At 66.9% G+C, this 13,075-nt stretch carries 13 protein-coding genes; 6 read left to right on the forward strand and 7 right to left on the reverse strand.

Annotated elements, in window-relative coordinates:
• The first annotated feature begins 42 nt into the window (after window positions 1–42).
• Window positions 43–1,464, forward strand: a complete 1,422-nt coding sequence (locus J2X09_RS09865; protein ID WP_204733060.1) for a coniferyl aldehyde dehydrogenase — start codon at window positions 43–45, stop codon at window positions 1,462–1,464.
• Window positions 1,465–1,485: 21 nt separating this feature from the next.
• On the opposite strand, the gene J2X09_RS09870 is transcribed toward J2X09_RS09865, so the two are convergent.
• Together J2X09_RS09870 and J2X09_RS09875 are read right to left on the reverse strand one after the other, a co-directional pair.
• Window positions 1,486–1,734 carry a hypothetical protein gene (locus tag J2X09_RS09870; protein ID WP_204733059.1) on the reverse strand — a complete coding sequence of 83 codons (249 nt, stop codon included), beginning with the start codon at window positions 1,732–1,734 and terminating at the stop codon, window positions 1,486–1,488.
• A 115-nt stretch (window positions 1,735–1,849) separates the two neighbouring features.
• Window positions 1,850–2,683 carry an AraC family transcriptional regulator gene (locus J2X09_RS09875; RefSeq protein ID WP_204733058.1) on the reverse strand — a complete coding sequence of 278 codons (834 nt, stop codon included), beginning with the start codon at window positions 2,681–2,683 and terminating at the stop codon, window positions 1,850–1,852.
• 83 nt (window positions 2,684–2,766) lie between these two features.
• Between J2X09_RS09875 and J2X09_RS09880 the strand changes: the two genes are divergently transcribed.
• The 5 genes from J2X09_RS09880 (at window position 2,767) to J2X09_RS09900 (ending at window position 8,095) form a co-directional block, all read left to right on the forward strand.
• Window positions 2,767–4,005, forward strand: coding sequence for an MFS transporter (locus J2X09_RS09880; RefSeq protein WP_204733057.1), 1,239 nt, complete (start codon window positions 2,767–2,769; stop codon window positions 4,003–4,005).
• A 156-nt stretch (window positions 4,006–4,161) separates the two neighbouring features.
• Window positions 4,162–6,693, forward strand: a complete 2,532-nt coding sequence (locus J2X09_RS09885; protein WP_204733056.1) for a DUF1631 family protein — start codon at window positions 4,162–4,164, stop codon at window positions 6,691–6,693.
• A 6-nt stretch (window positions 6,694–6,699) separates the two neighbouring features.
• Entirely contained in the window at window positions 6,700–6,831 is a 132-nt protein-coding gene (locus J2X09_RS09890) for a hypothetical protein (RefSeq protein WP_310308129.1), read from the forward strand.
• Between the two features lie 27 nt (window positions 6,832–6,858).
• A complete protein-coding gene (locus J2X09_RS09895) occupies window positions 6,859–7,668 on the forward strand; it encodes a diiron oxygenase (protein WP_204733055.1) in 810 nt (269 codons plus the stop codon).
• A 157-nt stretch (window positions 7,669–7,825) separates the two neighbouring features.
• Window positions 7,826–8,095 (forward strand): hypothetical protein, encoded by a 270-nt coding sequence (locus J2X09_RS09900; RefSeq protein ID WP_204733054.1) that lies wholly within the window; start codon window positions 7,826–7,828, stop codon window positions 8,093–8,095.
• 57 nt (window positions 8,096–8,152) lie between these two features.
• Here the strand turns inward: J2X09_RS09900 and J2X09_RS09905 are convergent, their stop codons facing one another.
• The 5 genes from J2X09_RS09905 to J2X09_RS09925 all read right to left on the reverse strand — a co-directional run bounded on the left by J2X09_RS09905 (window position 8,153) and on the right by J2X09_RS09925 (window position 12,996).
• Window positions 8,153–8,455: a putative quinol monooxygenase gene (locus J2X09_RS09905; RefSeq protein WP_204733053.1), complete on the reverse strand. Its 303-nt coding sequence runs from the start codon at window positions 8,453–8,455 to the stop codon at window positions 8,153–8,155.
• A gap of 283 nt (window positions 8,456–8,738) precedes the next feature.
• Entirely contained in the window at window positions 8,739–9,617 is an 879-nt protein-coding gene (locus tag J2X09_RS09910) for a sugar phosphate isomerase/epimerase family protein (protein WP_204733052.1), read from the reverse strand.
• 1 nt (window position 9,618) lies between these two features.
• Window positions 9,619–10,803 (reverse strand): dihydrodipicolinate synthase family protein, encoded by a 1,185-nt coding sequence (locus tag J2X09_RS09915; RefSeq protein ID WP_204733051.1) that lies wholly within the window; start codon window positions 10,801–10,803, stop codon window positions 9,619–9,621.
• A gap of 4 nt (window positions 10,804–10,807) precedes the next feature.
• Window positions 10,808–11,971, reverse strand: a complete 1,164-nt coding sequence (locus J2X09_RS09920) for a Gfo/Idh/MocA family protein (protein WP_204733050.1) — start codon at window positions 11,969–11,971, stop codon at window positions 10,808–10,810.
• 53 nt (window positions 11,972–12,024) lie between these two features.
• Window positions 12,025–12,996 carry a tripartite tricarboxylate transporter substrate binding protein gene (locus J2X09_RS09925; RefSeq protein WP_204733049.1) on the reverse strand — a complete coding sequence of 324 codons (972 nt, stop codon included), beginning with the start codon at window positions 12,994–12,996 and terminating at the stop codon, window positions 12,025–12,027.
• Window positions 12,997–13,075 lie beyond the last annotated feature (79 nt).

Genomic DNA, 13,075 nt, shown 5'->3' on the forward strand with positions numbered 1-13,075 from the left:
TGGCTCTAGTCCCGAGGAGAGGTGCGGCCTATCATGGTCTCCATGACGCAGATACCCCCCACACTACCCTTGCGGGCGCTGTTCGACGCTCAGTACAACGCCAGCCGCGCCCAGGTGGATGTGCCCCTGGCACTCAGGCGGGACCGGCTGGGCCGTCTGCGTTCCCTGGTCGACACCCATGCGCAGGCCCTGGCCGAAGCCGTGCAGGCGGATTTCGGCGTCCGCTCGCCCCAACTCACCGAAGCGGCCGACCTTTTCGTGCTGCGCGCCGGCATGGCGCAGGTGGACAAACACCTGGCGCGCTGGATGAAGCCGCGCCGCGTGGCCACACCCCTGTACCTGCAACCCGCCAGTGCGCACATCCAGCGTCAACCGCTGGGCGTGGTGGGCGTGATCGGCCCGTGGAACTACCCTTTGCAGCTCACGTTCGGCCCCGCTGCCACGGCGCTGGCGGCGGGCAACCGCGTGATGCTCAAACCCAGCGAGCTCACGCCCCACACCTCGGCCCTCATGGCCTCTCTGGTGCAGCAGGCGTTTGCCGCCGATGAATTCAGCGTGGTGGTGGGTGGCCCTGATGTGGCGCAGGAGTTTTCCCGGCTGCCGTTCGACCATCTGTTCTTCACCGGCTCCACCCAGGTCGGACGCCTGGTCGCCGCCGCCGCGGCCGCCAACCTCACGCCCACCACGCTCGAACTGGGCGGCAAGTCGCCCTGCGTGGTGGATGCCTCTTGCGATCTTGAGGACGCGTCCGTCAAGATCGCTCACGGCAAGTTGCTCAATGCTGGCCAGACCTGCATCGCGCCCGACTACGTGCTGCTGCCGCGCGGCCAGGAAGCCGCGTTCGAGCGGGCCTACACCGCAGCGGCGGCCAGGCTGTTTCCCACCATCGCGGGCAACCCCGACTATGCGGCCATCGTGAGCGAACGGCATCAGGCACGCCTGAACGCGTTGCTCGAAGAGGCCCGGGCCCGCGGGGCCCGTGTGGTGGATGTGGCGCCCGCCGGAGGCGGGGGCACCGCAGCGCGCCAGATGAGTCCCGCACTGGTGTTCGACCCTGAGCCCGACCTGCGCCTGATGCATGAGGAAATCTTCGGCCCCATCCTCCCGGTGGTTCCGTATGACGGCATGGACGATGCCATCACCTTCATCAACCTGCGCCCGCGCCCACTGGCGCTCTACTGGTTCGGTGCCGACAGCGCTGCGCGTGACCGCCTGCTGTCGCGCACCGTGAGCGGGGGCGTGACCGTGAACGACACGCTCATGCATGTGGCCCACGAGGGCTTGCCCTTCGGGGGTGTGGGCGAGAGCGGCTGGGGCTCGTACCACGGCGAATCGGGTTTCCTTCGCTTCACCCAGCAGAAACCGGTGCTGGTGCAGTCGCGTTGGGCGATGGGGCACTTGTTCTATCCGCCCTATGGGCCGCGTTTCGCCCGGGTGATGGGGCTGCTCAAGCGCCTGTTCTGACGCGGTGCCCGGCCAGCGCCGTCACGCGCCCGCCAGTGCGTCGTCGTCCTCCGATGTGGTGGCACTGGCAGCGCAGTGCAGGTAGCCTCGCTGGTGCAGGCTCTGCAGCAGTTCTTTCACGTCGCCACCGAGCAGAAGGGCCAGCTCCCTTTCGGTGCGCCGGCCGTTGGCCATCAGAAGCAGTGTGTGGGCCTGTCGTCCCACCACGTCGGGGCGTGCCAGGGCCTCCCAGGCACGGGGTGTCTTGGCGTAACGCCGGGTGTCGTTCATTTTTTATCTCCCTGATCTCTGCGGCGATTCTGGTCCGCAGATCTGCCATGCTGCCTGTCAGATATGACAGCCGCTTGAAGCACAACTCGGGTCTGTGCCGCGCGTCGGTGGCTTCTCAGCGCTGCTGACCGCCGGCCCGCAAGCCCCAGCGCGTTGGCGGATGGCCCATGGCCGCCTTGAACATGGCGCTGAACGCGCTGTCGCTGGCATAACCGGTGGCCGCCGCCACCTGACCGATGGACATGCCCCGGGCGAGCATAGGCAAGGCGTGTGCCAGTACCGCCTGCTGCCGCCATTGCTGGTAGGTGGTGCCGAGCTCCTCGCGGAACAGCCGGGCCACGGTGCGCTCGCTGGCACCGGTGTCCGCGGCCCATTCCGCCAGCGTGGCCTTCTCGCCGGGCGCGCGCAGCACCGCTTCGCACAGGGTGCGCAGGCGCTTGTCGCTCGGCATGGGCACGCCCAGCGTCTGCGTGTCAGCGTGGGCCAGTTCGTCGAGCACCAGTTCGGTGAGCAGCCGGTCGCGCGTGGGCTCGGCGGCACGGCGGGTCGCCGCGTCCATCGCCTGGATGAGCTCGCGCAGCAGCGATGAGACCACGATCATGCGGCACGACTCCCAGCCCGGTGGCGCCGAGCCCGCGTGGATGTATAGGGTGCGCAGCTCGGCGGCCTCGCGCACGGTGACCGCGTGGCGCATGCCGGGAGGAATCCACACCGCTCGCGAGGGCGGCACGATGTAGGTGACGGCCTGCAGGCTGGTTTCCTGGGGAACCGCCATTGCCTGAACGATACCGGTCGCGCAGTACGCCAGCTGGCCCCAAGGGTGGCGGTGTGGCTCGAAGTGGGTGTCTGCACTGAGGGCACGCGCGCGCACCCGAACCGGCCGTGCTTCGTCTGGCGTGAAGGGGTCGGTGTCGCCGACCGGCGTGGGGCCAGGTTTGACGCGTGGCATGGTTTTGGTGCGTTGGCGGAATTTCAACGAATTCTGACAGATCGTCGCGATCCTGCATGCCCGCAGAGGTCTACGATCTCGCCATGTCTTCTTCCAGCACCACCCATTCCCTGCCGCCTGTGGCCCTGCGGCAGGACGCCAGTCTGATCGGCCTCATCGGCCTCGCCCACATGGTCAGCCACTTCAGCCAGCTCCTCCTGGCACCGCTGTTTCCGTGGCTGAAGGACGCGCTCAACGCCAGCTACGCCGAACTCGGCTTTCTCATGACGATCTTCTTCGTCACCTCCTGCGCGGTACAGACCGCCTCGGGTTTCGTGGTGGATCGCCTGGGCCCGCGCCCGGTGCTTTTTGCGGGTCTCGCGATGCTGGGGGTGGCGGCTTTCGGCTTCGCCGCCAGCACCGGTTACTGGATGATGGCGTTCTTTGCCATCGTGGCCGGCATTGGCAACGGGGTGTTCCACCCGGTGGACTACACCCTCATCAACCGCAAGGTGAGCCCGCAGCGCCTGGGCCATGCCTACAGCGTGCACGGCATCACCGGCAGCCTTGGCTGGGCGCTGGCACCGGCCATGATGGTGCCCATCGCGATGGCGTATTCCTGGCGTGCGGCGCTCGCCAGCGCCGGTGTGCTGGCCTTTGCCGTGCTGGCGGTGCTGTGGTTCAACCGCGAGCGCCTGAGTCTGCCCGCGGCGCCGAAGCCGGCAACGGGGGCACTGCAGGCTGGCGAGCACTCCATGGCCTTCCTGCGCATCCCGGCCGTGTGGATGTGTTTCGGCTTCTTCTTTTTCTACGCGATGTCGCTGAGCGTGGTCCAGGCCTTCGCGCCCGAGGCCGCACGTCATCTGCACAACGTGCCGATGGCTCTGGTGGCGGTGTGCCTGTCGATCTACATGGTCTGCTCGGCCGGCGGCATGGTGTTGGGCGGGTTCCTGGCCGTTGACCCGGAGCGCTGCGAGCGTGTGGTGGGCGTCGGCTTCGGTCTGGCCGCCGGCATCGCGCTGTTGCTGGCCCTGGCCCATGTGCCGGCCGCGGCCGTGCCGGTGCTGTTCGGTGCCATGGGCTTTTCGGCGGGCATCGCCGGGCCTTCGCGCGATTTGCTGGTCAAGCGGTCCACGCCCGAGAACTCCACGGGCCGCGTGTACGGCGTCGTGTACTCCGGGCTGGACATCGGCCAGGCCGTGTCGCCGCTGATCTTCGGGGTGCTGATGGACCACGGCCAGTTCCGTGGCGTGCTGATCGGCCTGGCGGTGGTGCAGGCGGTGCTGATCGCCAGTGCGTTCAATGTGCGCCGCGTGCGTCGCACGGCGCTGACGCCGGCCTGAACCCTTTTGGTGCGACTTCGTCGGGGTCGCCGCCGATGCCGGTGTTGCGCCCGGCTGCCGAATATTTGACGTCCTTCATGCCGGCGGACGTGCCAGCGGGTATAAAAGCATCTTGATACATACCCCCACCCGTTGGCAGATTTCCGTTTACCGCCCATGACGGCGCCCTCCCGTTTGCTTCAGCAGTGCTTTCAGGAAGCACTTTCCGGCGCGCCCGAATTGCTGGCGCGCTGCGCGGATTCGGCCATCGCCAGCCTTCAGGCGGCCGAGAAGGCATCGAAGGAAGTGGCCCAGCGCGATCGGCTGGCGCTTGCGTGGTGGGGCCTGCTGCAGAACAAGATTCAATGGGGGCGTACCTTCGCAGACCATCTGCGCGACGCGCTCATGGCCTCCCCCGAGGCCAACACCTCGCGGCCGGCGCTGCTGTCCGAATCGCCATCGCTGCTCTCCCTGGTGGAAGACGATGCCGTCAACGAGTCGCTCGAATCGGCCCGTCTGGTGCACAGCCTCATGCCCGTGCTGGAGCAACAACTCGGCGTGCTCGACGCGCTGATGAGCTCGGTCATCGGCCTGCAGACCGTGCAGGCCGAGCGCAATCCCATGCGGCCCTCCGTCTTTGTACGGGCGCTGCGCGAACTCATGTCGTCGGCCGAATCCGAGCCGGAGGTGCGCGCGCTCTGGCTGCGCCACATGGGCGATGCGCTGGGCCGCGAGCTGCAGAAGCTCTATGAGCGCGTGGCCTTGATCCTGCAACGTGCCAACGTGCAGGAAGCCGGCTACCGCGTGCGCCTGGTGGAAGATGCCGGCGCCTCAACGCGCTCGGGTGGTCTGTCCACGCGCTCTGGCGGCCTGGGCCTGTCGTCGCGCGCGGCGGGGCTGGGCGTTTCGCGCAACAGCCAGTGGCAGGATGTGGGCGACTCGGGCCACAGCGGGCACCATTCGCCCTCGTGGTCCCGCGCCGACCAGCTGCCGCCCATGCAGTCCCTGGCGCGCATGCAGCCGGGCGAGGACCATCAGGTCTTCCACGAATTCCTGAACAAGGGTGGCCAGCACTTCGACCGCCACCTGACGCCGGACTACTACGAGCAGGTGAGCGAAGAGCTCGCCGCCATCGAGGCGTTCGCTGCGATCCCCGTGCTCGACGAATCGATGATCCTGGAGCAGCAGACGCAGTACCGCGATCTGCCCGTGGTCGATCGTCCCGCTCGCGAGATCGGCATTTCCAGCCAGCTGAGCCACAAGGCCTGGGGCACGTACGCGGCCGCGCACGAGCGCTCGCGCGTGCTCATGCACCTCAAGCAGAAGGCGCAGCGCGTCAGCCAGGCGGTGGGCCTTGACCTGGTGCGCACGCTGGTTGGCCAGGTGGCAAGCGACCCGCTGCTGCTCGGCCCGGTGCGCGAGGCTGTGGTGGCGCTGGAGCCCGCGCTGTTGCGGCTGGCCATGGCCAACCCGCGCTTCTTCAACGAAGACCAGCACCCTGCGCGCCGCCTCATTGAAAGCGTGGCGCAGCGCAGCTTCAAGTTCAACGACGAGTTCACGGAAGAGTTCAACAGCTTCTTCCAGCCGGTGCAGAAGGCGTTCAACGAACTCAACGCCACCGCCACGCGCGAGCCCGAGCCTTTCGCCGATGTGCTGGCTGAGCTGCGGGCGGGCTGGGAAGCGCAGGACCAGAAGGAACTCGCGCTGCAGGACAACAGCCTGCAGTCCATCCGCTATGCCGAAGAACGGCAGGCCATGGCCGACCAGATCGCCTGGGACCTGAGTCAGCGACCCGATGTGGAGAACGTGCCTGGCGTGATCCTCGACTTCCTCTACGGCCCCTGGTCGCTGGTGATCGCCTCGGCCAGGCTCGGTGCCCCCGACGGCGAGGCCGACCCTGGTGGCTACCGCAAGGTGGTGTCCAACCTCCTGTGGAGCGTGAAGAAGGAAGTCACCCTCAAGCGGCCCAAGGAACTCTTCGCCATGGTGCCCGGCATGCTGGCCACGCTGCATGCGGGGCTGGACATGCTCGGCAAGACGCGCGACGAAACCAAGCCTTTCTTCGACGCCCTCATGCGCCTGCACCAGCCGGTGCTCGGCCTGCGCCGGGCGCGCATCCGCGCCGATGCCAGCCAGTCCGGACTGCCGCAGTTCGAAGGCTCGGGCGCCATGCCGCTGGACGACATTCCTTCCTCCATGTCCATGGAGCTTGACGAAACCCTGCCGGCCACCGCCGAGCAGCGCAAACCCAAACCCCGCGCCCAGCCCTGGCTGGGCAAACGCGAACTGGAAGCTGCCGGCTTCGAGGACACCATGCCGACCGACCACGGCGACCTTGAAGAAACGCAGGTGCTCGCCCGTGCCAGTGCGGACGATTCCCAGGCCGCCTCGCTGGCCGAAGAGGCCGAACCCGAGAACATCAACGCCGCCGCCACGCTGGCGGGCCTGCGTGAAGGCGACTGGGTTGACCTGTACTCGCACCGTGAGTGGCTGCGCGCCCAGCTCATCTGGGCCAGCAGCAAGGGCACGCTGTTCATGTTCGTGAGCCGGGGAGGGCGCCCACACTCCATGACCAAGCGCAGCTGCGAGCGCCTGATCGCCAGCCGCCTGCTGCGCCCGGTCAACGCACAGGGTGTGGTGAAAAAGGCGCTCGACGCCATGGTCGCGGACCCACCCGGGCAGCTCAAGCGCGTCTCGGAACCGGCCTGAGCCGGCATGCGCAAGCAAAAGGCGGATGAGCGTTCGCCCCTGGAGGGCTGGATCGACACGTCGGCCGTGCGCGCCAAACCATCGCTGACGGAGTTCGATCTCTCCGGTGGCTCCGGCGATTTCAGCAACGTGCGGTGATTCGTCTTCGGCGAGTCGGACGAACTCATGGCCCATCCCGCCCTGCGCTCCCTCGGCCTGGCCGAACGCAACCGGCTCTTCGCCGCGCGGCTGGTGCATTTTCTCGACGACATGACGCTGACCGAACACCGCATCGTGAACGTGGCGGCCCAGGTCATCGCCGAAAACCGCCTGCGCGCCTTCATCCCCGAAGTCCTCGCGCTCGACGCCCTCAAGCTCTACACCGACGAGGGCTACCACGCCTACTTCACCGCCCACGCCAGCCGCAGCATCCGCCAGGCATTCGGCATGGACCTGAGCGACGGCCCCAACCTCAAGATCGCCACGCTCGAAGCTCTCGTGGCCGACACCCCGGCCGAGCGGCGCGACATGGCCTGGTTCATGGTCGGCTTCGTCGGCGAAACCATGATCAGCAAGGCCATCGTCGACGTGATGCGCGCCACCGCGCACTCGGGCGTGCAAGGCATGCTGCTCGCGCACCTGGAAGACGAATGGGTGCACGCGCGTTACTTCGCCCACCTGTTCGAGCACATCTGGCCCCGGCTGGATGCCGGCAGCCAGGCCTTCTTCGGGCGGCTGCTGCCGCGCATCATCGCGGCCTTCCATACCTGGGACAAGGGCTTCCACCAGCGCATCCTCGGCGATGCGGGGCTCGATGCCGCCGCGCGGGACCGCGTGCTGGCCAAGGTGGCCGGTGAAGCCCCGCAGACCGCGCGCATGCGCGGCCGCTGCGGCAACACGCTGCAGGTGCTGGAGCGCTGCGGCGTGTTCAACGACGAGGCGCTGCGCGAAGCGTTCGTGCAGAGCGGCCTGATCGACCGCGACCGGATGTTCTGACGTCTCGCCCTGGCGGGACGGATCAGGGCCGCCGTGCCCTGACGGCAGCGGCCTGTTGTCGGCAAGCTCCTACGCGCGACACCGTTGTGTGCCGACAGGCCGCAGCGTTGCACGCGGAGATCATGCGTCCAACCCACAACGCACCGAGGAGCCCACCATGAACCATCTGCGCAGCCTGCCCACCCCACGTGACGACTCGTGGTTCACCTTCTTCTCGAACGCGCTGGTGTGGGTTCTGTTCGCGGCGGCGGGCCTGCTGCTGATGTGGTTCGTGGCGGTGCTGGACGACGTCACCCAGCGTGGCGAACAGCGCCGCATTCAGCAGCGCACCACGGGTTCGCTCATCCTGGCGGACGAACGCAAGGAACGGGGCGGCATCAGCAATGCTGTGATGACCGCCGCCACGGAGTCGCCGGCCCTGCGCTGATGCAACGCTTGTTCCCAAGCGCTGCGCCACGCGTGTGACCAGATGGGCTTCGGCTTGCTAGCCGGGTAATTTTGCTGCGAGCACGTCGACCTTCTCGATGGTTGGCGGCGTAGAGAACAGTTCTCCGGCCTTTGCCATCAAGGCTGCTGCGACCTTGCCGGAGAGATGCGCCTGTCTTCCCGCTTCATCGGGGAAGGCATCGAAGATCCCGAAGGTTGTCGGCCCAAGACGTATGCCAAACCAGGCCGTCGTGACGGGCTCCTCCATGACCAGGGGGAGGCCACTCATCAGGAAGCTCTCAACCGCGCTCTCTTTGCCGGGTTTCGCTTCGAGACGAACGAACAAAGCGACTTTGACCATGAGTGATCTCCTAGTGTGCCAAGGGGTCCCAAGGCTACGCGCTTTTAGAGGCCTGAACGTAAATGCACGGGAAACTTACAGAATAAGACGGCCAGCAATGTCCGGAGGCAAGCTCCGCAACCACTCGGTCATTGGCAAAACGATCCGGACGGCTGCTTCTGGCCGATTCCGGCCATCCTGGCGGAATGCTTCCCACACGGGATCCGCAAAAATCACGTCACCTGGTCATGGCAAAGAAAAAGGGCACCCACCGGGTGCCCTCATGAATCAACGAATCGAGAGGTCAGACGACACTGCGGTGCCTCTCAATACAAGTCTTCAACACCTCATCGTGATCCCGCTTCCACCAGTTGCCGGTGGAAAAAATCTCTACCTCGCTGAAGCCGTTGAAGCCTTGCGTTTCCACCCAGCCGCGAATGCGGGGGATGTCGATCACGCCGTCGCCCATCATTCCGCGGTCGTTGAGCAGGTCGGTGGTGGGGGTGAGCCAGTCGCACACGTGGAAGGCGAGCAGGCGGCTGTGGCCGGCGCGTTCGATCTGGGCTTGCAGCTTCGGGTCCCACCACACGTGGTACACGTCCACGGCCACGCCGAGTGCGCCGGTCTTGCCGGGGTCGAGTGCGTCGCACACGTCCAGCGCCTGTTCCATGGTGTTGATGCAGGCGCGGTCGGCCGCGTACATGGGGTGCAGCGGTTCGATGGCCAGCGGCATGCCGTTGGCCTTGGCGTACTCCAGCAGTTCCGCAATGCCGTCGCTCACCTGTTGGCGTGCGTGGGCAATGTCCTTGTGCGCGGCCTTGCCGGCGAGGGCGCCGGGCAGGGCGCCCACCACGAGCACGAGGCAGGGCGCGCCGAGTTCGCAGGCTTCGTCCACCGCGCGGCGGTTGTCGTCGCGCGCCAGTTGCAGGCCGGCATCGTCGGTGGCGGTGAACATCCCGCCCCGGCAGTAGCCGGAGAGCTTGAGGCCGAGCGACTTCACCTGGGCCGAGATGGTCTTGAGGCCGACGGCGGCCACCTGGTCGCGCCACGGCGACACGGCGGGAATGCCGTGGCGCGCGCAGGCGTCGAGAATGTCGGTGAGCGGCAGGTCCTGCCCCCGGCTCTTGCGAACCGTGGCGGTGTTGATGGACAGCGCGCGGTGGTCCTGGGAGAAGTCCCGCATGTCATGCCACCCCGTGCACGGCCGCGAGCGACTTCATGCGCTGCACGGCCAGATCGGGTTTTTCCAGCAGGTTGGCGGCATCGGCCAGGCGGAACAGCTCGGCCAGGTGCGGGAACGAGCGCGTGCTCTGCTGGCCGCCGACCATGCTGAAGTGCGTCTGGTGGCCGTTGAGCCAGGCCATGAAGACCACGCCGGTTTTGTAGAAGCGCGTGGGCGCCGCGAAGATGTGGCGCGACAGCGGCACGGTGGGGCCGAGGATGTCGTGGAACTTCTGCGTGTTGCCTTGCGCGAGCTCGCCCAGCGCGGCGGCGGCGGCGGGGGCGATGGCATCGAAGATACCGAGCAGCGCGTCGCTCTGGCCGTGGGTGATCTCGGGGCCGTGGCCGTCGCCGGCGATGAGTTCGGCGTAGTTGAAGTCGTCGCCGGTGTACATGCGCACGCCCTTGGGCAGGCGGCGGCGCATGGCGATTTCCTTGTCCTTGTCGAGCAGGGAGATCTTGATGCCGTCCACCTTCTCGGGGTGCGCGGCAATCACGGCGAGCGCGGTGTCCATGGCCTTGTCGGCGTCCACGTTGCCCCAGTAGCCCTTGAGCGCCGGGTCGAACATGTCGCCCAGCCAGTGCAGCACCACGGGCTGTTGGGCCTGGCTCAGGATGCGGTCGTACACGCGCTCGTAGTCCGCCGGGCTCTTCGCCACACGGGCGAGGGCACGGCTGGCCATGACGATGAGCTTGCCGCCGAGTTTCTCGATGGCGGCCATCTGCTCTTCGTAACCGGCGATGACTTCGTCGACCGACGTCACGTCTTCCGGCGCGAGGTGGTCGGTGCCGCAGCCGGAGGCGAGCAAGGCGCCGGGCACGTCTTTGGACGCGTCGATGGAGCGGCGGATGAGTTCGAGCGAGGTGGGCCAGTCCATGCCCATGCCGCGTTGCGCGGTGTCCATGGCCTCGGCCACGCCCAGGCCGAGCGACCAGAGGTGCTGGCGGTAGGCGATGGTGGCGTCCCAGTCGACGCCGCATTGCAGCCACGGGTCGATGGCGGCGAGCGGGTCGGCCACCACGTGCGCTGCCGAGTAGGCGATGCGGTTGAACTTCACGCCCCTGGCGGGCTTGGCCGGGGCCGTGCCGCGCAGGGTGTAGGCCTCGAGCTTGCCCGAGGCGTTGGGGAGGGTGAGCGAGATGGCCATGCCGTCAGACTTTCAACGGAGGAACGTCGACCCAGCGGCGCTGTTCCCAGCTCTCCAGCGCGGCTTCCACCAGTTGCACGCCCTTGGCGCCTTCGGGCAGGGTCCACTTGTAGGGCTCGTTCTCCACCACGTGGCGGATGAAGTGTTCCCACTGGATCTTGAAGCCGTTGTCGTACACCTGGGTGTCCGGTACGTCCTGCCACTGTTCGGAGAAGTTCATGGTGTTCTTCACGTCCGGGTTCCACACCGGGCGCGGCGTGTTCACGCGGCTCTGTGCCTTGCAGCCGGTCAGCGTGGCCACGGCGGAACCGTGCGTGCCGTCGACGTGGAAGGTCACCAGGTCGTCGCGGTTCACGCGCGTGGCCCAGCTCATGTTGAGCTGCGCGATCACGTGTTCGCCGTTGTGGCCGGTGAGTTCGGCGGTGGCGTAGGCCGCGTCGTCGGCCGTGCACTCGTAGGGCTTGCCGGCTTCGTCCCAGCGGGTGGGAATGTGCGTGGTGCCGATGCACGAGACCGACTTCACTTCGCCGAACAGGTTGTCCAGCACGTAGCGCCAGTGGCACATCATGTCCAGGATCATGCCGCCGCCGTCTTCCTTGCGGTAGTTCCAGCTCGGGCGCTGGATGGGCTGCAGGTCGCCTTCGAACACCCAGTAGCCGAACTCCAGGCGCACGCTGAGCATGCGGCCGAAGAAGCCGGCGCGGCGCAGCATGTCGAGCTTGCGCAGCCCTGGCAGGAACAGCTTGTCCTGCACGGCGCCGTGCTTGAGGCCCGAGGCTTCGGCCAGGCGCGCGATCTCCACCGCCTCGTTGAGGTTGGTGGCGATGGGCTTCTCGCAGTACACGTGCTTGCCCGCGCGGATGGCCTTGGCCAGCAGGGCGGGGCGCATCTGCGTGGTGCCGGCGTCGAAGAAGATCGTGTCGCTCTGGTTGGCCAGTGCGGCGTCGAGGTCGGTGCCCCAGCGCGCGATGTTGTGCGCCTTGGCCAGCGCTTCCATCTTCTCGGCGTTGCGGCCGATGAGGATGGGGTCGGGCATGACCTTGTCGCCGTTGGACAGCGTCACCCCGCCTTGCGCTCGGATGGCGCAGATGGAGCGGATCAGGTGCTGGTTCATGCCCATGCGTCCGGTCACGCCGTGCATGATGATCCCGAGTTGTTGAACGGCCATCGTTGAGTTCCTTCTCTTCTCTCTGTGAAAACCCGTGGGTTGGATGAAACGGGTCAGTTGGTCACTTGCAGGCCGGCGGCTTTCACCAGCGAGGCGTTGCTCTTGATTTCTTCCTTGATGTAGGCATCGAACTGCTCGGGCTTGAGCGTCCAGGCGTCGGCGCCCAGCTTCAGGAAACGTTCCTTCACTTCCGGCGTGGCCAGGGCCTTCACCACTTCGTCGTGCAGGCGGTTGACGATGTCGCGCGGGGTCTTGGCCGGAGCCATCATCCCGATCCAAAAGTTGAATTCGGAGCCGGGCACGCCGGATTCGGCGGTGGTGGGCACGTCGGGCAGGGCGCTGGCGCGGCGCGGCGAGCCCACGGCCAGGGCCAGCAGCTGGCCTTCCTTGATCTGGCCGATGACGGGCGCGATGGGCGAGAAGTAGTAGTCCACGCGGCCGGCGAGCACTTCGGTCACGGCTTCGGCGGAGCCCTTGAAGGGGATGTTCACCGCGTCGATCTGAGCGGCCATCTTGAACTTCTCGGCGTTGAGGTGGGTGGCGCTGCCCTGGCCGGCGGAAGCAAAGTTCATCTTGCCGGGGTTGGCCTTGGCGTTGGCCACCAGCTGCGGCAGCGTCTTGATGTTCTTGCTCGGCGCGATCACCAGCACGTTGGGCGTGGAGGAGATGGGCGTGACACCCGCGAAGTCGTTCACCGTGTCGAACGACAGCTTGGCGAAGGTGGAGGGGCTCACCGTGTGCGACGACGAGTGGATCATGATCGTGTAGCCATCGGGCGCGGCCGTGGCCACCGCTGCCTGGCCGATGGTGCCGCTGGCACCGCCCCGGTTGTCCACCACGATCGGCTGGCCCATGCTGGCGCTCATCTTGTCCGTGATGGCGCGGGCAATGATGTCCGTGGTGCTGCCGGCGGCGAACGGCACGATCACGCGGATGGCCTTGTTCGGGTAGCCCTGCTGGGCGGTGGCGGGCAGGCTGGTGACGAGGGCGATGGCGGCCAGGGCCGTGGCGTGGATCAGTTTCATGCTTGTCTCCGGTGAGTAGGTTCTGGCGTTGGTTTAATTCACCAATCAGTGAATAGTGGAAATTATAGGAGCAGGCACA

Origin of the sequence: Hydrogenophaga laconesensis (assembly GCF_031457235.1) — a bacterium.
In the GTDB taxonomy this organism is placed as follows: Bacteria; Pseudomonadota; Gammaproteobacteria; order Burkholderiales; family Burkholderiaceae_C; genus Hydrogenophaga; species Hydrogenophaga laconesensis.

Excerpts from the sequence above, each read along its gene's own strand:
- J2X09_RS09865 (WP_204733060.1), top strand. The coding sequence starts at position 43 with ATGACGCAGATACCCCCCACACTACCCTTGCGGGCGCTGTTCGACGCT.
- J2X09_RS09870 (WP_204733059.1), bottom strand. The coding sequence starts at position 1,734 with ATGAACGACACCCGGCGTTACGCCAAGACACCCCGTGCCTGGGAGGCC.
- J2X09_RS09875 (WP_204733058.1), bottom strand. The coding sequence starts at position 2,683 with ATGCCACGCGTCAAACCTGGCCCCACGCCGGTCGGCGACACCGACCCC.
- J2X09_RS09880 (WP_204733057.1), top strand. The coding sequence starts at position 2,767 with ATGTCTTCTTCCAGCACCACCCATTCCCTGCCGCCTGTGGCCCTGCGG.
- J2X09_RS09885 (WP_204733056.1), top strand. The coding sequence starts at position 4,162 with ATGACGGCGCCCTCCCGTTTGCTTCAGCAGTGCTTTCAGGAAGCACTT.
- J2X09_RS09890 (WP_310308129.1), top strand. The coding sequence starts at position 6,700 with ATGCGCAAGCAAAAGGCGGATGAGCGTTCGCCCCTGGAGGGCTGGATC.
- J2X09_RS09895 (WP_204733055.1), top strand. The coding sequence starts at position 6,859 with ATGGCCCATCCCGCCCTGCGCTCCCTCGGCCTGGCCGAACGCAACCGG.
- J2X09_RS09900 (WP_204733054.1), top strand. The coding sequence starts at position 7,826 with ATGAACCATCTGCGCAGCCTGCCCACCCCACGTGACGACTCGTGGTTC.
- J2X09_RS09905 (WP_204733053.1), bottom strand. The coding sequence starts at position 8,455 with ATGGTCAAAGTCGCTTTGTTCGTTCGTCTCGAAGCGAAACCCGGCAAA.
- J2X09_RS09910 (WP_204733052.1), bottom strand. The coding sequence starts at position 9,617 with ATGCGGGACTTCTCCCAGGACCACCGCGCGCTGTCCATCAACACCGCC.
- J2X09_RS09915 (WP_204733051.1), bottom strand. The coding sequence starts at position 10,803 with ATGGCCATCTCGCTCACCCTCCCCAACGCCTCGGGCAAGCTCGAGGCC.
- J2X09_RS09920 (WP_204733050.1), bottom strand. The coding sequence starts at position 11,971 with ATGGCCGTTCAACAACTCGGGATCATCATGCACGGCGTGACCGGACGC.
- J2X09_RS09925 (WP_204733049.1), bottom strand. The coding sequence starts at position 12,996 with ATGAAACTGATCCACGCCACGGCCCTGGCCGCCATCGCCCTCGTCACC.